This window comes from Thermosynechococcus vestitus BP-1, from assembly GCF_000011345.1.
Taxonomy (GTDB): domain Bacteria; phylum Cyanobacteriota; class Cyanobacteriia; order Thermosynechococcales; family Thermosynechococcaceae; genus Thermosynechococcus; species Thermosynechococcus vestitus.
The window spans coordinates 418,772-440,262 of sequence record NC_004113.1 but is presented as its reverse complement, the minus strand read 5'-3'; the positions used below and the strand labels follow the sequence as shown (position 1 = coordinate 440,262).

General features: G+C 53.5%; 22 protein-coding genes. 6 read left to right on the top strand and 16 right to left on the bottom strand.

The features are described from left to right. Positions 1-143: 143 nt before the first annotated feature. Positions 144-1,373 carry an FtsW/RodA/SpoVE family cell cycle protein gene (locus TLL_RS02260; RefSeq protein ID WP_164921096.1) on the bottom strand — a complete coding sequence of 410 codons (1,230 nt, stop codon included), beginning with the start codon at positions 1,371-1,373 and terminating at the stop codon, positions 144-146. A gap of 149 nt (positions 1,374-1,522) precedes the next feature. Here TLL_RS02260 and trpA point away from each other — a divergent pair, with 149 nt between their 5' ends. Next, positions 1,523-2,317, top strand: coding sequence for a tryptophan synthase subunit alpha (gene trpA, locus TLL_RS02255; protein WP_164921095.1), 795 nt, complete (start codon positions 1,523-1,525; stop codon positions 2,315-2,317). Here the strand turns inward: trpA and TLL_RS02250 are convergent. The 12 genes from TLL_RS02250 to TLL_RS02195 form a co-directional block, all read right to left on the bottom strand. Further along, a complete protein-coding gene (locus TLL_RS02250) occupies positions 2,314-4,011 on the bottom strand; it encodes a ShlB/FhaC/HecB family hemolysin secretion/activation protein (protein WP_231833806.1) in 1,698 nt (565 codons plus the stop codon). The two genes, trpA and TLL_RS02250, sit on opposite strands and share 4 nt — an antisense overlap. Before the next feature lie 214 nt (positions 4,012-4,225). Then, the gene (nblS, locus tag TLL_RS02245; protein WP_011056292.1) at positions 4,226-6,184 is read right to left on the bottom strand and encodes a two-component system sensor histidine kinase NblS; all 1,959 of its coding nucleotides are present in this window, start codon (positions 6,182-6,184) and stop codon (positions 4,226-4,228) included. Between the two features lie 46 nt (positions 6,185-6,230). Next, positions 6,231-8,762: a mannose-1-phosphate guanyltransferase gene (locus tag TLL_RS02240; protein WP_011056291.1), complete on the bottom strand. Its 2,532-nt coding sequence runs from the start codon at positions 8,760-8,762 to the stop codon at positions 6,231-6,233. 223 nt (positions 8,763-8,985) lie between these two features. Next, complete coding sequence (gene atpA, locus TLL_RS02235; RefSeq protein ID WP_011056290.1) at positions 8,986-10,497, bottom strand: F0F1 ATP synthase subunit alpha; 1,512 nt, start codon at positions 10,495-10,497, stop codon at positions 8,986-8,988. A 41-nt stretch (positions 10,498-10,538) separates the two neighbouring features. After that, positions 10,539-11,096 carry an ATP synthase F1 subunit delta gene (gene atpH / locus TLL_RS02230; protein WP_011056289.1) on the bottom strand — a complete coding sequence of 186 codons (558 nt, stop codon included), beginning with the start codon at positions 11,094-11,096 and terminating at the stop codon, positions 10,539-10,541. Beyond that, positions 11,093-11,632: a F0F1 ATP synthase subunit B gene (locus TLL_RS02225; RefSeq protein WP_011056288.1), complete on the bottom strand. Its 540-nt coding sequence runs from the start codon at positions 11,630-11,632 to the stop codon at positions 11,093-11,095. Before TLL_RS02225 ends, atpH begins: the two co-directional genes overlap by 4 nt. Before the next feature lie 2 nt (positions 11,633-11,634). Continuing rightward, complete coding sequence (locus TLL_RS02220) at positions 11,635-12,051, bottom strand: F0F1 ATP synthase subunit B' (RefSeq protein ID WP_011056287.1); 417 nt, start codon at positions 12,049-12,051, stop codon at positions 11,635-11,637. A 61-nt stretch (positions 12,052-12,112) separates the two neighbouring features. Further along, positions 12,113-12,361, bottom strand: a complete 249-nt coding sequence (gene atpE, locus TLL_RS02215) for an ATP synthase F0 subunit C (RefSeq protein ID WP_024125083.1) — start codon at positions 12,359-12,361, stop codon at positions 12,113-12,115. 83 nt (positions 12,362-12,444) lie between these two features. Beyond that, the gene (atpB, locus tag TLL_RS02210; protein WP_011056285.1) at positions 12,445-13,203 is read right to left on the bottom strand and encodes a F0F1 ATP synthase subunit A; all 759 of its coding nucleotides are present in this window, start codon (positions 13,201-13,203) and stop codon (positions 12,445-12,447) included. A gap of 41 nt (positions 13,204-13,244) precedes the next feature. After that, positions 13,245-13,592 (bottom strand): ATP synthase subunit I, encoded by a 348-nt coding sequence (locus tag TLL_RS02205; RefSeq protein ID WP_164920689.1) that lies wholly within the window; start codon positions 13,590-13,592, stop codon positions 13,245-13,247. Between the two features lie 123 nt (positions 13,593-13,715). Further along, entirely contained in the window at positions 13,716-14,171 is a 456-nt protein-coding gene (locus TLL_RS02200; RefSeq protein ID WP_011056283.1) for a Mini-ribonuclease 3, read from the bottom strand. A gap of 50 nt (positions 14,172-14,221) precedes the next feature. Beyond that, the gene (locus TLL_RS02195; RefSeq protein WP_197524127.1) at positions 14,222-14,635 is read right to left on the bottom strand and encodes an STAS domain-containing protein; all 414 of its coding nucleotides are present in this window, start codon (positions 14,633-14,635) and stop codon (positions 14,222-14,224) included. 141 nt (positions 14,636-14,776) lie between these two features. Here TLL_RS02195 and TLL_RS02190 point away from each other — a divergent pair, with 141 nt between their 5' ends. From TLL_RS02190 to hemB, 5 genes are all read left to right on the top strand, one after another. Next, positions 14,777-15,094, top strand: a complete 318-nt coding sequence (locus TLL_RS02190) for a hypothetical protein (protein ID WP_011056281.1) — start codon at positions 14,777-14,779, stop codon at positions 15,092-15,094. A gap of 43 nt (positions 15,095-15,137) precedes the next feature. After that, entirely contained in the window at positions 15,138-16,580 is a 1,443-nt protein-coding gene (locus tag TLL_RS02185; RefSeq protein ID WP_011056280.1) for a deoxyribodipyrimidine photo-lyase, 8-HDF type, read from the top strand. Between the two features lie 82 nt (positions 16,581-16,662). Next, the gene (map, locus tag TLL_RS02180) at positions 16,663-17,487 is read left to right on the top strand and encodes a type I methionyl aminopeptidase (RefSeq protein ID WP_011056279.1); all 825 of its coding nucleotides are present in this window, start codon (positions 16,663-16,665) and stop codon (positions 17,485-17,487) included. 5 nt (positions 17,488-17,492) lie between these two features. Continuing rightward, complete coding sequence (locus TLL_RS02175; protein ID WP_011056278.1) at positions 17,493-18,041, top strand: NUDIX hydrolase; 549 nt, start codon at positions 17,493-17,495, stop codon at positions 18,039-18,041. Between the two features lie 167 nt (positions 18,042-18,208). After that, the gene (gene hemB / locus TLL_RS02170) at positions 18,209-19,195 is read left to right on the top strand and encodes a porphobilinogen synthase (RefSeq protein WP_011056277.1); all 987 of its coding nucleotides are present in this window, start codon (positions 18,209-18,211) and stop codon (positions 19,193-19,195) included. Here the strand turns inward: hemB and TLL_RS02165 are convergent. From TLL_RS02165 to TLL_RS02155, 3 genes are all read right to left on the bottom strand, one after another. After that, the gene (locus tag TLL_RS02165; protein WP_011056276.1) at positions 19,192-19,740 is read right to left on the bottom strand and encodes an NADPH-dependent FMN reductase; all 549 of its coding nucleotides are present in this window, start codon (positions 19,738-19,740) and stop codon (positions 19,192-19,194) included. The genes hemB and TLL_RS02165 overlap by 4 nt on opposite strands. Positions 19,741-19,810: 70 nt before the next feature. Further along, the gene (locus tag TLL_RS02160; protein WP_164920688.1) at positions 19,811-20,767 is read right to left on the bottom strand and encodes a hypothetical protein; all 957 of its coding nucleotides are present in this window, start codon (positions 20,765-20,767) and stop codon (positions 19,811-19,813) included. Between the two features lie 137 nt (positions 20,768-20,904). Further along, positions 20,905-21,486 (bottom strand): PAP/fibrillin family protein, encoded by a 582-nt coding sequence (locus tag TLL_RS02155; RefSeq protein ID WP_011056274.1) that lies wholly within the window; start codon positions 21,484-21,486, stop codon positions 20,905-20,907. Positions 21,487-21,491 lie beyond the last annotated feature (5 nt).

The following is a 21,491-nucleotide window of genomic DNA, read 5'->3' as shown; positions in this document are numbered from 1 at the left end:
GCCGCCGCGCTGTTTTGAAAACAGCCCTCTTTTTGGCGCTGCGGGTTTGACCTGTGAACACGCTGGCCCTATGGTGACCAAGTCGTGGTGCCTCGGCCTGCGGTCATTGCCGTGTGGTGTCAAGATGGCCGTGAAGTGTCAGCCTAGGGTTTATTGATTCCTTCGGGACGCAAGGGGACCACGGGAACAGCACGGCGGCGGGTGCTTCTGGAGGTTCTGGAGCGAGCTTTTGTCGCACCAGGGAAGGCAATCACCTCTGCCTGCTGCCCTTCGCGGGCACAGCGAATCAACAGGCCAGCGATCGCCATACTGGCCATCATTGAGCTACCCCCATAGCTAAAGAAGGGAAAGGGTAATCCCGTTGTTGGCAACAGACCAATGGCTACACTGATATTAATCAGGGCTTGGAGGAGCATCATCACCGTTGCCCCCAAAGCAGTGAGCTGGATTAGGGCATCCCGCGCCCGATTCACCACTCGCATTCCCAGCCAACCGTAGGCCATCAACAGTGCCAACAGCAGTAGACAGCCCACTAACCCTGTTTCTTCCGCATAAACCGCAAAAATAAAGTCAGTGTGCTGAATCGGTAAGTAGGAGAGCTTTTGCTGGGAAAAGCCATACCCGGCACCCAAAACGCCCCCTGAGGCAACCGCCAATAGACTCTGGACTAGCTGATAGCCATCCCCCATCGCATCGGCCCAGGGGTTCAGAAAGGACATGACCCGCCGCCGTTGGTAATCATTCATGCTGATGCTGAGAACCGCTAAGCCCAAGCCACTCATGGCCGTTAACAGCAGGGGGGCCAAAGGTAAACCTGCACCGAGGGCAATGAGCCACAAGGTAATGCCACAGAGGGCGGTGGTACTGAGGTTCGGTTGAATTAAAATCCCCAGGAGCGTCAGGGCAAAGGCCGTTAACCAAAAACAGCGGGCCTTTAGGTGCAGCCGCCGCCAAGAGCTAAACACCCAAGCGGCTTGCAGGACTAAAAAAGGCTTCATCATCTCCGAGGGCTGGAGTTGAAAGGAGCCAATACTAATCCAGCGGGTGGCGCCCATGACCGTTGTCCCAACCCCCGGTAGTCGCGTTGCCCAGATGAGTAGCAAAAACAAAAAGAAGCCCGGAATCGCCATCTGGAGCGATCGCTGCAAAGGTAGCCGCAGAAACAGTTGAAACCCTGCCCAGCCAAGGGCAAGCCACAGCAGCTGGCGGCTAAAGTAGTACAGTCCATCCCCTGTTTCAGCCAGGCCCACAGGAAAACTAGCGGAAAAGAGAACGACCAAACCAAGGCCAATCCACACAAGGGTCAACCAGTGGAGCAATCGCGCCTCCAGGGTCCACTGCCGCCGGCCGCCAACTGCTTCGCTGCCCCGCAGGCGATCGCCAAAGGGGAGAAAACGCCACCAACTCACGCTGAGATGCCCCTCACTGCCACCTGCCACTATAGGTATCTCATATTCTAGAAAAGGGCTGTATCTAATCTGGCACAATAATGATGCATCTTTGAGAGCCACTGCCCGTGATTGTGCCTAAAATTTCTGAACGCTTTGAGCACTGTCGTGCTCGCCAGCGCTGTGCCCTCATTCCCTTTTTGACCGCCGGAGACCCAGATTTAGAAACGACAGTTGCTGCCCTCAAGATCCTAGATGACCACGGCGCAGATTTGATTGAACTGGGGATGCCCTATTCAGATCCCTTGGCCGATGGTCCAGTGATTCAGGCAGCTGCCACCCGCGCTCTGCAACGGGGAACCCGCCTTGAAGCCGTCTTAGAAATGACAACGGACTTGCACCAGCAACTGACGGCGCCGCTCATTCTTTTTAGCTACTACAATCCCATCTACCATCGGGGGGTCTCTTCATTTCTCAAAGCGGTTGCCCAAGCCGGGATCAAGGGGTTAGTGATTCCTGATTTGCCCCTTGAGGAAGCAGAACCGGTTCTCGCGGAGACGGCCAATTTGGGCTTGGAATTGACACTGCTGATTGCGCCCACCACCTCGCCCGAACGGATGCGGGCGATCGCCACCGCTTCTCAGGGATTTATTTACCTTGTCAGCACCACTGGCGTCACTGGCATGCGTCAAGAAATGGCCAGCCGCGTTCAGGAACTGTTGCACACCCTACGGCAGATCACCCCCAAGCCCATTGGTGTTGGGTTTGGCATTGCCAGTCCAGAGCATGCCCGCCAGGTGCGTGACTGGGGCGCTGATGCCGCCATTGTCGGCAGTGCCTTTGTTAAACGTCTGGCGGAACCGGATCAGGGGCTTGCCGCTGTTGCTGAGTTTTGTCAGTCACTCCGCACCGCCCTCGATACGCCCTAGGGCCGCACCGTCAAGGAAAAGTAAATGCCATCGGACTGCAAACTACGGGTTTGACCCGGCAGATCAATTAACGGTGCTGCATATTGCAACTGAAGATCTAGGTTGGGCGTCGGTTGCACCAACAGTCCCATGCCTAGGCCGGCAATGACATTATTGGGCACCGCACCCGCAGGGTTACGGCTATGATTCCAGACGACCCCCAGATCGAACAGCGGCCCAATAGAAATAATCGGGCGACGATTGGCAGTTCGCAGCACCGGGAAGCGGGCTTCTCCAGAAAACCGCAGGCCATTATCCCCAGAGAGCGCATTGGTTGAGTAACCGCGCACCGACAGCGGTCCACCAATCACAAATTGGTGAAAGGGGAGCAGGCTATTGGGAGTGAGTTGAACATCGGTGCGTAAAATCAAGAGGTTATCAGCCCAGAGGAGTTGCAGTCGCTGCCCCTGTCCCAGCCAGCTAAAGAAGTTGCCATCGGGTATTGGACTGGGGTTTTCTGTGGCGCCAAAAATCGGCAGACCAAAGTTAAACTGCGAGCGAAAGACCCATGCCCCTTGGGTGTCGCGGCGAGTATATTCTTGGGTGAATTCTAGCACACGGGAAGCACTGTAGCCGGAGGCATTAGCACCAGGGGAAATGGGGGCGGGCACCCCGAGGACAAAGGTCTGCGCCGACTGCATCAGGAAGCCAATGCCAAAGGCCAGTTCCTCGCGGATAGTGCGAATCACGGGTTGGCGAAAACTGGCTTGGTAAATAGAAGATTCACTGCGAATATTAAAGGCCGCAAGGGCGGGGGGGCGGGTAATTTCGCTGTCCGCTTGCAGGGTGCGAATGGTGAGTGTACCATTCATGGCATTGAGGGGGAGGCTGTAGCCAAACTCCACCGTGTTGGATGCGCCCCAATCAAATGTGCCGAGGTTATTACCGATGGCGTAGGAGCCGTAGACACTATCGCCGCGACCACTGAGGTTGTTGTATCCCAAAAAGGCCGTGGCCCGATTCGGGGCGATCGCTGGCGACGTATGGTTATCCAGACCAAAAGCAGCATTCAACCAGCGGGCAGGTACCACCCGTACCACCAAAACACTCTCCTGGGGTGTCGTGCCGGGTCGCAAACTCGCAGAAAGATTGGCAAAAAGGGGATCCGTTCGCAACAGACGCAACTGCTCTTCAAGGCGATTGCCGTTGAGGGGCACGCCTGCACCAAGGGCAATACGGCTGCGAATATACCGCTGGATAATCCCTTTATTCCCTTCAATACGAATGTCCTCTAGGCGGCCTTCAAGAACTTGAATCCTGATTACCCCATCCCGTACCACCTGCTCGTTCAAAACGGCGCGAGAGGTCAAATAGCCCCCCTCTAGATAGAGTTTTGTAATTGCATCGGTGGCTCTCTGTAGCTCCGCAAGGGTCACTTGCTGCCCTTCGAGGGGCTTGAGAATCGGATCAAATTCCGCTGGACCAAAGAGAGTACTGCCTTCAACAATAATTTTTTGTACAGGTATTAAAACATTTTCTGACTCAGGAGCTGGACTAGGGGGTGAGGGGGGCGGTTCAAGAACTGGCGGTGAGGTGGGTGGTAGAGGGCTTGGCTCCGGTAGGGCTGGCTGAATATCCTGTTGGGTGGGAGTGATCACCGGAATCGCTAAAGCAGGCAACACCGCCCCCGTACTGCCGAAAATAGATAGAGTCACAACGGGTGTAAGCAAGTTTGTTTTCACGTCCTTAACCCCAATGTTTAACACTGAGTTTTAAATAGAGCAGCAAAATAAATGCAAAAACGTGTATTTTTTTCCTAAGGGCCAAGCCCAAGCGGTCATTAGGGTGAGGAGTGATTAATTCTTGCCTCCAAATTTTAGCGGATGATTTGTCGCTGTTGCCCAGGGGGCGACCCCCTATCCACCTGTTTTAAGCGGGGGGCAGCGCCGTTTCAGCTCTGCCATCAGGGTTATCAACGAGGGCGGATTCATCAATGGCCAAATCAAACCAAAAGGTACTACCGACCCCCAATTCACTAATTAAATGAATTTGCGTGTTGTGCTTGTGGATAATATCTTGGACAATGGCCAACCCCAGCCCCGTCCCCTCTAGGGTATGCACGCGATTCTCGACGCGGAAAAAGCGTTCAAAAACACGGGGTTGATCCTCGGGGGCAATCCCCATACCCGTGTCGGCCACTTCAATGCGGACCCGTTCCTGCTCTGGATCACTGGAGGGATGCCAGACATAGGCACGAATCGTGACCCGTCCATTTTCGGGTGTAAACTTCAAGGCATTGCCCACCAAGTTAGTGAGGGCACCAATGAGCAGATCGTAATTGCCCCAAACCGGTGGCAGGGGGTTTTCCACCTCGGCAGTTAGGGTAATGGACTTATTGGCAGCATTGAGTTGGTAGGTGCGCATGATCTGATCAATCACCTGCGCCATCTGTACGGAGCCAAACTGATAGGGTCGACCCGATTCGAGGCGAGAAATATCGAGAAAATCATTGACAAGGCGAGTTAGGCGATCGGTCTCGTGGTTAGCGGTTTCTAGGAACTCCTGTTGCTCTTTTTCACTGAGGCTGCTGCCGTACTCTTGAATCGTTTCGATGATTGATTTGATATTGAATAGAGGTGTACGCAACTCATGGGAAACATTGCTAATCAATTGCGCTTTGGCTTCGTTGAGTTCCACTTCGCGGGTAATGTCCTGAATGGTAATTGCAATGCCTTTAGGTTTTTCCCGCTGCACATCCATAACCGTTGTCAGCAGAATCCGTACTGATCGCGAGCTAGGTTCTTGCAGCGTCACCCGAAATTCTCCCCCTTCTGACTCGCCGCGAGAGGCCTTGTAAAGGGGACAGGTGAGTTTTTCGCACACCGGGGCTGGAAAGCAGTCCAGGGCATTTTGGCCAATAACGTTCATCCCTTCCCAATTGAAAAGACGCTGCGCTGTGGGGTTGACAAGAATAATCCGCATGTCGGTATCTAAGAGAATGGCTCCATCCGCAATCGTCGAGACCAAGGTATCCAGTTTAGCTTTCTCGGCTTGGAGTTCTTCAATGTTTTGGGCCTCGTAGGAAGCGAGGCGCTCAGCCATGTCATTAAAGCTGGTGATCAACTCCCCCAGTTCACCGCCAAAGGGCAGGTTAATGCGTTGCTTAAAATTCCCCGCTGCAATGTTTTTCACCCCCTGCACTAATTCTTTAATGGGTTGGGTAATCGTGAGGGCATTGAAGACTCCCCCCAAGATCACCATGATCCAAAGGGAGACAAAAACAGCGATCGTTAGATCCCGCGTGAGATTGGCAGAAGCAATCAATGTTGGGTTCGGGTTAATTCCCAGGGCAACAACCCCTAAGTTTTCGCCATTGAAGGTTAGGGGAACAAAGACGTCGGCAACTAAACCATTGGGGGTTTGATGTTGGCGCACGAGGGGTTCTTGGCTAGCATGGTAGGTCTCTGGCAGTTGAATACGGCGGCGCAGGGTCAGGGCGCTTTCCACTTGGGGGGCAGAGTAGGGTAGGCCATAGTAAATTTCCCCGTCGGGATCCGCATAGAGGATGTAGCGAATACTGGCACTGCGCTCATAGAATTTACGGGAAAATTCAGCAACAGCGGCGGTATCCCCTTTGGCCACAAGGGGTGCTACATCAGCAGCGAGGAGTAACCCTAAATCGCGACCATAGCGGGTGTCATTGAGGTGGGCATTGGTTTGAATTGTGTTCACCGCCCAGAAGGTGAGGCCACTCATGATGATGGAGACCACGAGGGTTGCTGTGGCCATGAGGCGGGTTTGAATCTTGAATTCTGACCACCAACGGGCAATTCCCCGCAATTTATCACTCCAACTCCCTTGGGTTGTCTCCGTTTTCAAAACCACCATTGTGCCTAATGTACGAAAAATTTTCTCTGATTCTACGGGATTTGGGTTACATCTTTATTGTGGCATCTGAGAGGGGTTCCAAGCGGGCAAACGCTTCAATGCGGCGGCTATAGCGTTGCAGCATCTGCTGACTCCAAAGGGCATCAGGGCTATTCACGTAGAGGTGTACCAGTGGCTCACTGGCATCGGGCAGAATCAGTACCCAATGGTCAGTATTGGGTTCACCAATTTTGACGCCATCAATGAGACTTAAATGGTTGCGGGGATGGGTTTCCACTAAGTGGCGCATCAATGACCCTTTAGCCAGCCAAGGACAGCGAATCGGGCGGTGATAGTAGTGGACGCGGGGCAGTTCTTGGCGGATCACTGTGAGGGGCTTGCCAATCAGTGCCAGCAGTTCGATCAGTGTGGCGATCGTAAACATGGCATCAAATCCAGGATGCAGTTGCGGGAAGATGAAACCGGTTTCTGCGGACCCCCCTAGGACAACGCCGCTCTGGTGTTGGCAGGCTTCCATGAGATCAGTCGGGTTGGTACGACTGCGGATAATGTGTCCTCCCTGCTGGCGGGCGATCGCCTCCACAGCACTAGAGGTTGTGACCGGCACCACGACGGTGCCCCCCGGATGAGTCAAGAGGGTTAAGTAGGTCATTAAGGCCGTGAGTTCTTGATCACTGAAAACCTGACCGGCATTGTCCACCAAGGTCAACCGTTCGCCATTGGCGGAGACTTGCACCCCCAAACTCGCAGAAAGTGCGGTCACCACCTGTCCCAGTTCCCGCAGGAGTCGCTGTCGCTCGAGAATATTTAGAGGCGTTGGGTGGAGGGTGGCATTGAGAACAACGGCATCGCAGCCAAACTTACTGAGGATCTGGGGCAAGACGACCCCAGAAACGGCATAGGCATAGTCAATAACAATTTTGGCGGGGCTACCATAAAACAGTTGCGTATTCAGCCACTTTTCAAAGCCTTGGGCATAGGCGGCCACGCAGTTGTTGGGATGGGTCATGACACCGACATCCGTCAGTAGGGCACGGCGAATCTCTTCACGGAAGTAGGCAGTTTCAATTTGCCGCTCTTTGGCTCTACTGAGGTTGATGCCTTTGTGGTCAAAAAACTCAATCAAAAGCTGATCGGCGCGATCGGGATGGGCACGCACATGAATCCCCCCACTGACTGAAAGGGTTTGGGCGGCAAAGCGGGCAATGGGCAGGGCGATCGCCTCCAAATTGAGGACATGAATCCCCACCGACATCAAACCCGACATCAGGGCATGGGACACCATCCGCGATACATTTCGCTGATCTCGCGACACAAGCACACTGGTTCCGGGCTCAAGAATTGAGGCATAGGCTGCCGCCAGCCGCACAGCAAACTCCGGTGTAATGTCCACATTGGCCACACCGGCCACTCCCCGCTGCCCAAAGAGATAGCGCTGCCCTGTTGTGCCCCAGATCAGGCTTTGATTGACAATTGCACCGGCTTCAATGCGTTTTCCTGGCCAGATGCGCACTCCCTGACTCAGGCTGGCTTCCTCCCTCACCACACAGCGACTGCCAATAATCACCCCTTCCTGTAGTGTCACATGGCGATCGACATGGACATGGCGAGCTAAGATGCAATGCTCCAATTCACTGTCATCCCCAATAAAGCAGCCATTCCAAGCCACCACTGAACGCAACCGACTGCCATTGCCAATCATCACGTTATCCCCCAAGACTGTCCCCGGCCCAAGGGTGACCCCCGCACCCAAGCGGCAGTTATTGCCCAAGACGAGCGGTGCCTGTAGCTGAACCGTTGGCGGCAATGGGGTGTTGTGCCCTACCCAAATTTGCGGCTGAACTTCGTGCCCCTGAATTTCCAAGTGAACCCGACCATAGAGGGCATCCTGTTGCACCTGTTGATAGGTTTGGAGACTGCCGACATCGCACCAGTAAGCATCGGTGATATAGCCATACATCGGCACATCCGCCTGCAACAGCAATGGGAACAGATCCCGCGAAAAATCCCGCTCAATGCCGCTATTCAGGTAATCCATAACCGTGGGGTTGAGGATGTAGATGCCCGTATTGACTGTGTCCGTAAAGACTTCCGCTGCTGAAGGCTTCTCGAGAAACCGCCGCACGCGGCCATCGCTATCGGTAAAGACAATGCCAAACTCCTTCGGTTGGGGCACACGGGCAAGGATCAGGGTTACGGGAGCACCGTGCTGTTGGTGAAAACGCAGGGCATCGGTTAAATCGACATCGGTAATGCTATCGCCACTGACCACCAAAAACGGATCCGTTAGCAGATTGACAATGTTTTTTACCGAACCTGCCGTGCCAAGGGGCTGCTCTTCCTCAACGACATAGCTCAGGTGCACCCCAAATTCATTCCCATCCCCAAAATAGTCCCGCACCACATCGGGGAGATAATGCAATGTCATGACCACATCATCAAGGTTATGGCGGCGCAGGAGATTGAGAATATGCTCGGCAATGGGACGATTGACCACCGGCACCATGGGTTTGGGTAGATCGCAGGTTAGGGGGCGTAAGCGAGTGCCACTCCCACCGGCCATGACAACGACACGCACTACAGAACTCCTTGATAAAGGCTCGCCCTTGGATCCTCAGTGTAGGAGAGAATACAAAGCTAGGGGCCCTCATTAAGGAAACTGCAATGATTTTTGACACTCCTTTGTCTCTAACCCGCTACCAGCTAGCGCTACGTTGGCGATTGACAAAAAACCTACCCTTGGTGGCGGGCAGGTTCAAGTCATTGTTGAGCTGTTGATTTTGATCTAAGTCAGGTGATGCTTAGGCAGTGAAGGTAGCTTTGTACTCAGCGATCGCCTCCTTCAGCAGGGCTTCAGCTTTTTCATCCAGTTTTTGCGTCGTGCGGATAATCTCACCGTATTCTGGCTTATTGGTGCGCAGGTAATCGCGCAGACCAGCAACAAACTTGGCCACTGCCTCAACGGGGATGTCGTCAAGGTAGCCATTGGTACCCGCATAGATGGTTGCCACTTGGTATTCCACCGGAATGGGAGAATATTGAGGCTGCTTAAGGATTTCCCGCAGGCGCTGACCGCGGGCCAGTTGGTTTTGGGTGGCTTTATCCAGGTCGGAGGCAAACTGGGCAAAGGCCTGCAGTTCATCAAATTGCGCCAATTCCAGCTTCAGTTTCCCGGCCACCTGCTTCATGGCTTTGATTTGAGCAGCGGAACCGACCCGCGACACGGAAATCCCCGCGTTGATGGCAGGACGCAAGCCAGCGTTGAAGAGGTCAGAGGAGAGGAAAATTTGACCGTCGGTAATGGAAATGACGTTGGTGGGAATGTAGGCAGACACGTCACCGGCTTGGGTTTCAACCACCGGCAGCGCAGTCATGCTGCCACCACCGAGGGCATCGTTGAGTTTGGCTGCACGCTCTAGCAAGCGGGAGTGGAGATAGAAGACATCCCCAGGATAGGCTTCGCGGCCGGGGGGACGACGCAGGAGTAGCGACATTTGCCGATAGGCTTGAGCCTGTTTGGAGAGGTCGTCATAGACAACGAGGGTGTGCTTACCTTGGTACATGAAGTACTCAGCAACCGTGGCACCGGTGTAGGGGGCAAGATACTGCAAAGCCGCTGGATCACTGGCGTTGGCGGCAATGACAATGGTGTAGTCCAGGGCCCCCCGCTCCCGCAGCACGTTCACCACTTGGGCGACACTGGAGGCTTTTTGACCAATGGCCACATACACGCAAATCACGTCTTGGCCCTTTTGGTTCAAGATTGTGTCAATGGCAACAGCTGTTTTCCCTGTCTGGCGATCGCCAATGATCAGTTCCCGCTGACCGCGACCAATGGGAATCATGGCGTCAATGGCCGTAATTCCCGTTTGCAATGGCTCACACACAGATTTGCGCTGGACAATACCAGGTGCAGGGGATTCAATCAGGCGACTTTGCGTCGTGTGAATTTCCCCTTTGCCATCAATGGGGCGCATCAGCGCATCCACAACCCGACCAATGGCCGCTTCACCCACGGGAATCGAGGCAATTTTCCCAGTGGCACGCACAGTACTGCCTTCTTCAATACTGAGGCCATCACCCATCAGCACCACCCCCACATTATCCTCTTCGAGGTTGAGGGCAATCCCCACGGTGCCGTCTTCAAATTCCACCAACTCGGAGGCCATCACCTTATCGAGGCCATAGACACGGGCAATACCATCGCCCACCTGCAAGACAGTACCGACATTATCGACTTTGATCGACTGTTCGTACTGCTCGATTTGCTGGCGAATAATGCTACTGATTTCGTCGGGTCGGATACTTACCATAGAAGTCGCTCTCAAGGGTTGAACAGTTTACAAAGAGGGTGTTAGGTGGCTTGCGCCAAGGTGACACTGAGGCGGCGGAGTTGACCCCGCAGGCTGGCATCAAAGATTTGGGAGCCAACTTTAATGACCACGCCACCAATCAGTTCAGGATCACAGGCAGTCACAAGTTCCACATCGGCAGCACCGGTCATCGTTTTGACCTTTTCGACCACGGCACGGCGTTGATCGTCGTTGAGTTCAACGGCACTGGTCACTTCTGCCAAGGCCACATTGCGGAGTTTGCGCACAAGGGCACGGTAATGCTCACAAATGGAACTGAGAAAGTTAATTCGCCGCCGATCCACGAGCAACATGAGGAAGTTGAGGAAATAGCCGTGCACCTTATCCACTGTCAACTGCCGCAGCACATTCTTTTTGGCCTCAGGCTTGATCAGGGGATTCGCGAGAAACTGTTGCAATTCACCGGAACTGGCAACAAGTTCCACCATCAATTGCGTGTCCTGCTGAAACTGATCAATGAGGTTGTGGGTTTGTGCCAACGACAGCAGTGCCTCGGCATAGGGTTCAACAACTTCACCACGGACGGTGGTCTGCATCATTTGCCTCCTAGTAGGGCAATACTGCGATCAATAAGAGTGCGCTGAAGGTCTGGATTTTGACTCAAACGCGCTTTCAGTTGGTTTTCTGCCTCTGCCAGTGCCATAGCGGCAATTCGCTCACGAATTTCGGCGATCGCCCGCTCAGTGGCGGCACTAGTATCTTGGGAAGCCGTTTCCTGCAAGCGCTCAATTTCCCGCTTGGCTTGGGCAATGATTTCTTCCTTGACTGCCTTTGCACGGGTAAGAGCATCCTCGCGAATGCGTTGTGCCTCCTGTTTAGCCTGAGTCAGTTTTTGCTGCGCTTCGGCGAGACGGGCTGCCGCCACTTTCTGGCGTTCTTCTGCCTCAGCAATGGCTGTGGCAATTTGTTTCTGGCGATCGCCCAAGGTTTTGCCAAGTACGCCGCGGCCAAAATACACCAATACCCCAATAAGGATGGCAAGGTTGATCACATTAGTTTCGAGCAAATTGGTGTTAATGCCAAAATGCCCCACCTCTTCCGTTGCCAATAAAAATAGTGCGTCCATGACCGACACTCCTAGGCCATTAACTTCGCTAATAACTGCTCACTCAAGCTGGCAACTTGGCCCTCCAGCGCCTGCAGCGTCGCCTGCTTTTGCTGATCAATCTCTGCTTGAATCTTGAGTAACTCTGCTTGTACAGCCTGCTGTGCTTCGGCAATTTCGGCGGTGGCAATTTTCTGTGCCTCCACTCTGGCCTCTTCAATCAGGGCTTGGGCTTGGCGACGGGTACTGGCCAGTTCCTGCTCATATTGCTGAGCCAGTTCAGTGGCCTGCTGCAACCGCTCCTTGGCCTGCTGCAAGTTGGTTCGGATATACTCATCCCGATTGTCCAGCGCCTGACCCAAGGGCTTGTACAGCAGCGCATTCAAAATAACGGTCAAGATTAAGAATTGCACAGCCATCAGGGGTAGGGTGGCATCAAAATCAAACATCAGCCTCTCCAGAACGGGGGATCGGGGGAAAGCTCATCGAAGCCTCCCCCACTGGGGTTAATTAGGATGCAAAGGGGTTGGCAAACAGAAGCACCAGCGCAATGACCAGACCGTAGATGGTCAGGGACTCCATGAAGGCTAAACTCAGCAGCAAGGTACCGCGAATTTTACCTTCTGCTTCTGGTTGGCGTGCAATGCCTTCTAGAGCCTGACCCGAGGCATTCCCTTGGGCAAGCCCAGGACCCAGTGATGCCAAACCAATTGCCAAAGCAGCAGCCAAAACGGAAGCAGAAGCAATTAAGGGATTCATAGTTGATTTCCTCGAGACGTAGTAGGACAAAACAAAATTTCCAGAGATCACAATAGCAGGGGATGGACCCCTTTTAGGAGTTTTTAGGAATGGGCCGCTTCGTGATCACCCCCATGACCCTCCATCGCCTCCCCAATGTAGGTAGCTGCGAGGGTCGCAAACACAAGAGCCTGAATGGCACTGGTAAACAGACCCAAAACCATCACAGGCAAGGGTACAAACAACGGTACCAGCAACACCAAGACACTCACCACCAGTTCGTCCGCTAAGATGTTGCCAAAAAGACGGAAGCTTAGGGAAAGAGGTTTTGTGAAGTCTTCCAAAATGGCGATGGGAAGTAAGACGGGCGTTGGCTCAATGTACTTGGTGAAATACTTCAGCCCCCGCTTGCGGAGCCCGGCATAGAAATAGGCCAAGGAGACCAGCAACGCCAAGGCCACGGTGGTATTGATGTCATTGGTGGGTGCTGCTAGCTCCCCTTCTGGCAGTTCAATGAGTTTCCACGGTACCAGTGCCCCTGACCAGTTACAAACAAAAATGAACAGGAACAATGTCCCCACGAAGGGAACCCAAGCTCGGTACTCGTGCTCACCCATTTGGCTCTTGGTCAAGTCACGGATAAATTCCAGTGCGTATTCCATCAGGTTTTGGATACCACTGGGTACCCGCTGAATGTTCCGCGAGGCCACAAAGGCCACCGCGATGAGAAGAGCCATCACAAACCAAGTGGTAATGAAGACTTGGCCGTGAACTCTTAAATTGCCAATGTACCAGTAGAAGTGATGTCCCACCTCCAGCTTGGCAAGGGGAAGAGCTGTCCAAAGGTCTATCAAAGGCATCATGCCTCCGCGCTCGCTTGTTTAAGCACTACAGTGGGCCAGTGTTAAGGAGAGGGCAAAATCCCCCGCAACAAATGAACCAGAAGGGCAGCTTTGTAGGTTAAGAACCCCAAGAAGACTGGAATAATCTGTAGCTCTTGCCAGCGGACTGCCACAATAATCACAACCACGACGACAAGGAGCTGCGCTTTTCCCAGCTTTTTCTGGTCGCTTCCTAGGCGCTCCACGCTACGGGCTAAGAGCCGCAAATAGATTAGGCCGGCACTTGCCCCCAAAAGGTAATTCAACGCTGTGTTAAGGCCATAAATTAGCCACACCGCTCCAAAGGCGATCGCCATGAGGACGAGGGTTGTCGTAAATAGTTCACGACAGAGTTGGTAAAACTCCTCCATTGATCCACCCTTTTTTGAGGAGGGGGAAACGGTTGGAGCTACGGGGTCAGGAACGGTCACAGCAGAATATGGAGCATCCGAGGATGCCTTAAACTGGCCACTAAGCATCCTATCATGCAGTGGTTACATTTCACTGGGCGATTCTGCTGCGTGTGTCTTGTTTTCGACTTCACTGCGGATGTGCCCGGCAAGGAGTTGAAAAATTTCCTGTAGGCGTTGGGGATTGGTGAGGTAAAGGTACCCCAGTAGGGCTTCAAAGCCAGTGGCTTGACGGTAAATTTTTGCGGCGACTCGCTTGGGGCCATCGGCAGCGGCATTACGACCTTGGCGGAAAATGGAGCGTTCAGTTTCTGTGCAATATTCCCAAAGAAAGTCCATGTAACGGGCTTGGCTTTCGGCACGCACGTGAGCCACCACTTGGCGGTGGTAGGCGTTAATGCGTTGGGGGGGAGTCAGAAAAAGTAGGCGAATAAAGAGTTCATAAACCGCGTCGCCGAAGTAGGCCAAAGCCGCTGGGGGGAGCTGGTGGGCAGGAATTGTGGGTGGTTGCAGGGGTAACAGTTCACCAAAGTCAAGCATGATCGTTGAATACGGGCACCCCCCTTGGTTTTACCACGCCCAGCACAGGTTTATTGGGAGGGGGATTCGCCGCTGATTTTGGCGATCGCTGTCGCCAGATCCGGTTGAAGAGACAGGAAATTTTCTAGGCGAACCAGTTTAACGGTTTGGGTCACACGGGGATTGGTGACAATTTGTAGTTGCCCCTGACGCTCCTGGGCTTTTTTGGCCAGTTGGACTAGGATGCCAAGGCCAGAGCTGTCAATAAATTCAATTTTTGAAAGATCGAGGATGACGTTGGCAGGCCCATCGTCAAAACACTTACTAATCACCTTGCGAAAGGCCGACTCTGAAAATGCATCAATGAGACCCGTTAGGCGAAAAACTTGATAGTTATCGCGAATCTCACGGGTTCCCCTTAGGCTTTGGGTGAGGGCAAGTGGTTCAGAAATGAGAGCCTCCTTTGCCGATGACTGGACACGCAAAACGATAGAACACAAGTATAGGAAAAGCTGGCATTCTTGTCTATGGCTTGATGCGCAACTCAACAAAACTTTGAAGGAGCAGCGACAACAGGAAGTGGTTTGCCAGAATTGGCATAGTGATGACTTGCAGGAGTTGCCGCCATGGCCCTTTCCAAACTATTAGTTGCTTTTGTGGGCATCAAGGCGCTTGGCGCCCTGGGTTTGCCGCTCCTTGCCCAAGAAACGCCAGCGGCGACTTATCCCCCAGAGGCGATCGCAGTCTTTATGCAGGAGTGTCAGGCCAAATTTGCGGCGCAAGCCCCTGCCGGTTTTAGCGATCGCGGCGATCGCTACTGCACTTGCCTCATTAACCGCCTCCAAGAAAAAATGACCTATGAGCAATTTCAGCAAATGACCCCGGACAATGAACCTCCAGAGCTTAAGGCCGCAACCAACGCCTGCATCGGCGCTATCTTCTAAATTTTCTAGGATTTTTAAATCCTGTTTTTGGGATTGACTGACCATGAGCCTACGCCTGTTCTGGCATCGTCGCGATCTGCGTCTCAATGACAACCTGGGCTTGGCGGCTGCCTACACCCGTACCCCCAAAGTGGTTGGTCTTTTCTGTTTTGACCCTGCGATTCTCAGTGCCTCAGATATTGCCGCAGTGCGGGTCGCCTACCTGGTTGGTTGCCTACAGGCTCTACAGGAGGCCTATCGGCGACTTGGGGGGAGCTTTTTGATTTTTCGGGGTGACCCGCGTCAAATTCTGCCCCAAGTGGCCAAGGGTTTAGGGGCAGTGGCGGTGCACTGGCATGAGGATGTGGAACCCTATGGACGGGAGCGCGATCGCGCAGTGGCGGCTGCCCTCAAAGAAAAAGGTATTGCTGTGGAAACCGCTTGGGATCAACTCCTGCATCCCCCAGAGGCTATACAAACAAAACAGGGACAGCCCTACACCGTCTATTCCCCCTTTTGGCGCAACTGGTCAAGCCTAGCTAAACCAGAGCCTGTCTCCGCCCCCCGCCATCTCGAGCCTCTCACCGAAATAGAACAGGCAACGGCGGGCACCCTGGGGGCAATTTGTCTCCCCACCGCTAAGGACTTGGGATTTCATTGGTCGGGGGACCTGATCCTTGCTCCCGGTGAAGCCGCTGCCCAAGCACAACTGGAGACATTTATTGACCAGCACATTCAAGACTATGGGGAGCAGCGCAACTATCCGGCCCAGCCCGGAACTTCCCTCTTAAGCCCTGCCCTCAAGTTCGGTGTCATTGGTATTCGCCGTGTCTGGACAGCCACTCAAGCCGCTATGGCCGCCGCCCGCAGTGAAGAGGCCCAAAGGAGTATTCGCACGTGGCAGCAGGAATTGGCTTGGCGAGAGTTTTATCAGCACGCCCTCTACTGGTTTCCCCACTTGGCGGAGCGTCCCCATCGCGAAGGATTTGCCACCTTTCCTTGGCTGAATAACGAAGCCCACTTTGCGGCTTGGTGTGAAGGTCGCACAGGTTACCCAATTGTGGATGCTGCCATGCGACAGCTCAATGAAACAGGCTGGATGCACAACCGCTGCCGCATGATTGTGGCCAGTTTCCTCACCAAGGATTTGATCATCAATCCCCAGTGGGGTGAGCGCTACTTTATGCAGAAACTCATTGATGGGGACTTGGCAGCCAATAATGGGGGTTGGCAGTGGAGTGCCTCCAGTGGCATGGATCCAAAACCCCTGCGGATTTTTAACCCCGCCAGTCAGGCGCAAAAATTTGACCCGGAAGCAGAATATATTCGCCGTTGGCTCCCAGAAGTGCGATCGCTAGACACTATCGATTTGGTCACGGGCAATATTTCCCCCCTAGAGCGACATCGCTGTGGTTATCCTTTGCCGATTGTGGATCACAGGCAGCAACAGCAGCGATTTAAGCAGCTCTATCAAGAGCATTTTCGGTCACCCATCCCTCAAGAATAAACAGAAATCAAATTTACATTCCCCTGATCAGCGCAACAGCGTTATCCTGAAAAAGAAAGATTTTTGCGGTTGCATCGCGCCCATGAATATCCTTGGTAGTTTGCTCACTCCCTCCCCCACCCCTGTCCAAACCCGTCCCCGCCGTGGTATTGAAATTAAGTCCAAGCGAGAAATTGAGATTATGCGGCAGGCGTCGCGCATTGTGGCGACGGTGCTCAAGGAAATCTCCCAGATCATTGAGCCAGGGATGACAACGGCAGATCTGGATGCCTATGCCGAGAAACGTATTCGGGAAATGGGGGCAACCCCCAGCTTCAAGGGCTATCAGGGCTTTCCTGCATCCATTTGCGCCTGCATCAACAATGAAGTGGTTCACGGCATTCCTAGCCCTCGCAAGGTGATTCGCAATGGCGACATTGTAAAAATTGACACCGGTGCCTATTACAACGGCTTTCATGGCGACTCTTGCATTACGATTCCGGTGGGGGAAATCTCCGAGGAAGCCGCCAAGCTGGTGAAAGTGGCTGAGGAAGCCCTTTACCGGGGCATTGAGCAGGTTAAGGAAGGGAATTACCTGATGGATTTAGCCGGCGCCATTCAAGATTATGTGGAAGCCAATGGCTTTGTGGTGGTGGAGGACTTTACCGGCCATGGTGTGGGTCGTAATCTCCACGAGGAGCCCTCGGTATTTAACTTTCGCACCCATGACCTGAAGAATGTGCGGCTACGGGCGGGAATGACCTTGGCCATTGAACCCATTGTGAATGCGGGGTCAAAACAGGTGCGTATCTTGCGCGATCGCTGGACGGCCGTCACAGTGGATAATTCTCTCTCTGCCCAATTTGAGCACACCGTCTTGGTCACCAAAACTGGCTATGAAATCCTCACCGATCGCACGCTGGTCTAACCCCTATGACTAAAATCCCCCCCGAAGTCCTCGAGCGCCACTGCTTTTGTCGCAGCCGCAAGTTTACCTTCGAGGTCAATCAATACCGCCTGCCCCATGGGTCTGTCTCGATCTTGGGAACTGTGCGGCATCCCGGGGGAGCCCTTGCCGTCCCTGTCAACCCGGAGGGAAACCTGATCCTTGTCAAACAATATCGCTTTGCCACTGAGGAGTATCTACTGGAGTTTCCAGCAGGCACCGTTGAGGATCATGAAAACCCTTTTGCCACGATTGAGCGGGAAATTGAAGAGGAAACAGGTTACCGCGCCCACCATTGGCAAAAACTGGGGGAGTTTTACATTGCCCCCGGCTATTCCGATGAAGTGATCTATGCCTATTTGGCGACCCAACTGGAGAAACTAGAGGTACCCCCACCTCAGGATACTGATGAGCACATTGAAGTTGTCGAGTTTTCTCCATCTGACTTGGCCGCCGCGATTCATAGGGGTCAAGTAAAAGATGCCAAGACTGTCACTAGTTTCTATCTGGCTTTGCCCTATCTTCCGCTCGCTTGAGCACTGAGGTTTTTGTCAACGTCCGTCAGCATCCTGAACTGCCCATCGTCTTGATCCCTGAAGGTGAGATAATGCGGAAATAATCCAAAGGTTCTACGTGCTCATCCACAGCCGTTTGAACTGGGACATGAGTGAGTTTTTGATTGTTGAATTTTGATTGTTGAATTATGGAGCTAACCCATCGGCCTCGCCGTTTACGCCGCACGGCTCAAATTCGTCGCCTGGTGCGCGAGCATACCCTAACCACGGCGGATTTGATCTATCCGGTCTTTGTTATGGAGGGGGAAGATCAGGCGCAGGAAGTCCCCTCGATGCCCGACTGCTATCGCTATACCCTGGATCGCCTCATTTTAGAGCTGAAGGAGGTCGATGCCTTGGGAATTGGGGCGATCGCCCTATTTCCCCTTGTGCCTGAGCATCTCAAGGACAATGCTGGCACCGAAAGCTACAATCCCGAGGGGCTGGTCCAGCGATCGGTACGAGCAATTAAGGAAGTCTTGCCTGATTTGCTCATCTTTACGGATGTGGCCCTTGATCCCTACAGCAGCGAAGGCCACGATGGCATTGTCAAAGATGGCGAAATTCTCAATGACGAAACTGTGGAGGTGCTGGTCAAACAGGCAGTGAGTCAAGCGGCGGCGGGGGCTGATTTTGTTGCCCCGTCGGATATGATGGATGGCCGTGTCGGTGCCATTCGGGCAGGTCTCGATGCCGCAGGCTATACCCATGTGGGGATTCTTGCCTACTCTGCAAAATACGCTTCCGCCTACTATGGTCCTTTCCGTGATGCCTTAGATTCAGCCCCCAAGTTTGGCGATAAAAAGACCTACCAAATGGATCCGGCCAATGTCCGCGAAGCAGTGCGGGAAGTGAGCTTCGACATTGAGGAGGGGGCAGATATGGTTATGGTGAAACCTGCCCTTGCCTACATGGATGTCATTGCGCAGCTAAAGCAGGTGAGCAATGTTCCCGTGGCCGCCTACAATGTTTCTGGCGAATACGCAATGGTGAAAGCCGCCGCCCGCAATGGCTGGATCGATGAGAAAAAAGTGGTGCTAGAAACCCTACTGGGCTTTAAGCGCGCAGGTGCTGATGTCATTCTCACCTACCATGCCAAGCAGGTGGCGCAGTGGCTGCAAGAGGGATTGAACTAGGCACTTGCTTCTCGGAGTTGACGGGTGGTTTGAATCCAACTGGCAACCAGTTTGTCCACTCGCTCAGCCAGCTTGGGATCGCTCAATTGCCCCTCGGGTGTGAAGGCTTGCCAAGCCTGACCAATGGCCACCTGTTCCGGAATCACCCAAGCATGCACCCAGCGCAGAATCACCCGTAGATCGTTGAGGGCGTTGCTGTTGGTTTGGCCACCGAGGACACTCATCATGGCGACTACTTTGCCGCTGAGATGTTCAAAGCTCAGGAGATCCAAGGAGTTCTTTAGCACACCGCTCACACTGCCATGGTACTCCGGTGTCACCAGCAAAATGCCATCGGCTTCCTTGACCTTGGCTTGAAAGGTGGCCACATCGGGGTAGTCGGGGTAGCTCTCAGCACCCGTACAAAAGGGAAGCCTCATCTGCCGTAGATCAAGACGTTCAACGCTAACGCCTCGGGTGGCTGCTTTGGCAATGGCAACATCTAATGCCCTTTGGGAGTAGGAGCTATCCCGCAAACTTCCTGCCCAACCAATAAATTTGACCATAAACAAACTCGTAATGACTATGGCTTATTATACGAAATTTAGAAAATTTAGATTTGTGAAGACATCCTCCCTAAGAAGAAACTTCACTGAGGGAAATGGGGCCGCCCGTGGCCATTTGCGCAATGACTCGTTGTAACTGCGCTAGCGATCGCTCGGCTTCAGTGTAGCGATCCTTCCAGTGTTGAACAGCGGTTTCCTGCTCCCGGGCCTGCTGCGCTTGATGGAGAATTTGCTCTTGAAGTTCAGCAATTTGGGCTTCTAGATCTTGTAGGCGTTCCTGCTGTTGGCGAGTGCGGGCTTCCAGTTCTTGGTTGTAGTGCTGGGTGGTCATATATTGCAGGCGCTGCTGCTGATAGTCCCGTTCCAATTCCTGTAGCTTGGTTTGGGTTTTGAGTAGGGTTTTACTCAGTCCCTGAATAACACTGTTTTTGCTGGCCTCTGATCCTTGAGCCTGTTGCAGCGCCCGAATGACCCGTGCTTGGGTTTCAATCAAATGGTTGGCTTGGGTGAGGCGACGGTTCAGATCATCCACTTGGGCTTGGCGATCGCTCAACTCTGAGCGGGCTTGTTCAAGGCGAGTTTGCAGCAGCGCTTTTTCCTCTTGGACTTGGCGCAGTTGCGATTCCAGGAGTTGGCAGTCCTGTTCCCGTTGCCGCAGGAGACGATGGCTATCCACCAATTGAGCTTCAAGGGCATCTTGAGCCTTGAGTAGCCGCTCCACCTCCTGATGGAGGTGCTCAATTTCCGTTTGCGATTGCTGAAGAATGGTTTCCAAGGATTGGCGATGGTGGCTCATTTCCGCCAGTTCCTGGGCACAGGTGGCTTGGCGGCGCAATTGTTCTTGAAGGGCAACGATCGCCTGTTGTTGAATCTGAGCCGTTTCCTCGGTACGGGCCAGTAGATCCTCGAGAAACGCTTGATTGCGCAGTTGTTGCTTTAGTTCATCAATGTAGTGTTGACACTGGTCAATGGCTTGCTCTAAATGCTGGATGCGCTGTTGGCTATTTTCGCCCTCTGCATCAGTCACCAGTGAGCTTTCCGTCAGAGGCTCAGAGATAGTTGGATTCCATGGAAAACTAAGTTGCTTGGGAGGCTGTGTTTCCATTGCAGGGGATGGGAGAATGGTGCCAATCTTCCTTAGTCTAAGGGTACAGGGAATCGGGACTAAACCCGGGTCAAGACAAAGAGGCTGCCTTCATTGCCGCGGCTAATGCGCAAATCTTCATCGAGGTAGGTAATGTCAAGCCAGCCCTGTTGATCATTGCTGTTGAGGGACACATCTAGGGCCAGCAGCGGCTGACGGCTGTCGAGTTGGGGAATGAATTGGGAGGGGGAGTAGTAATTCAGCCACTGGCGCAGGCCAACAATGGAGCGTTCAAAGTACACCTGTACCCGCTGTTGGGTCAGGGGTTCGAACCGCGCCAACACACTGATAATCCCCTCCAGGAAGGGCAACCCATAGAGTTCAGCAATATTGTAGATGCGCTGCTGCTGCGGACGAATGCACTGATAAATTTGCCCCAGCTTCACGAGGGGAGAGCGATCTAAGGCAAGAAGCGCCTGACTGCTAGTGTAGATCAGTCGCCAATCCCCAGCTAGTTTTTCAGGGGCATTCAGGGGCTCCAAAGTGGGATTCATGCCTTCAAGGGACGCGGCAAGGGCAGCCACCTGTTTGCGATCGCGCGGTGTGGCTAAAATGCCTCGATTCAGGCCAGCGATCGCCATCAATAGCTCTGCTTTTGCCACAGTTT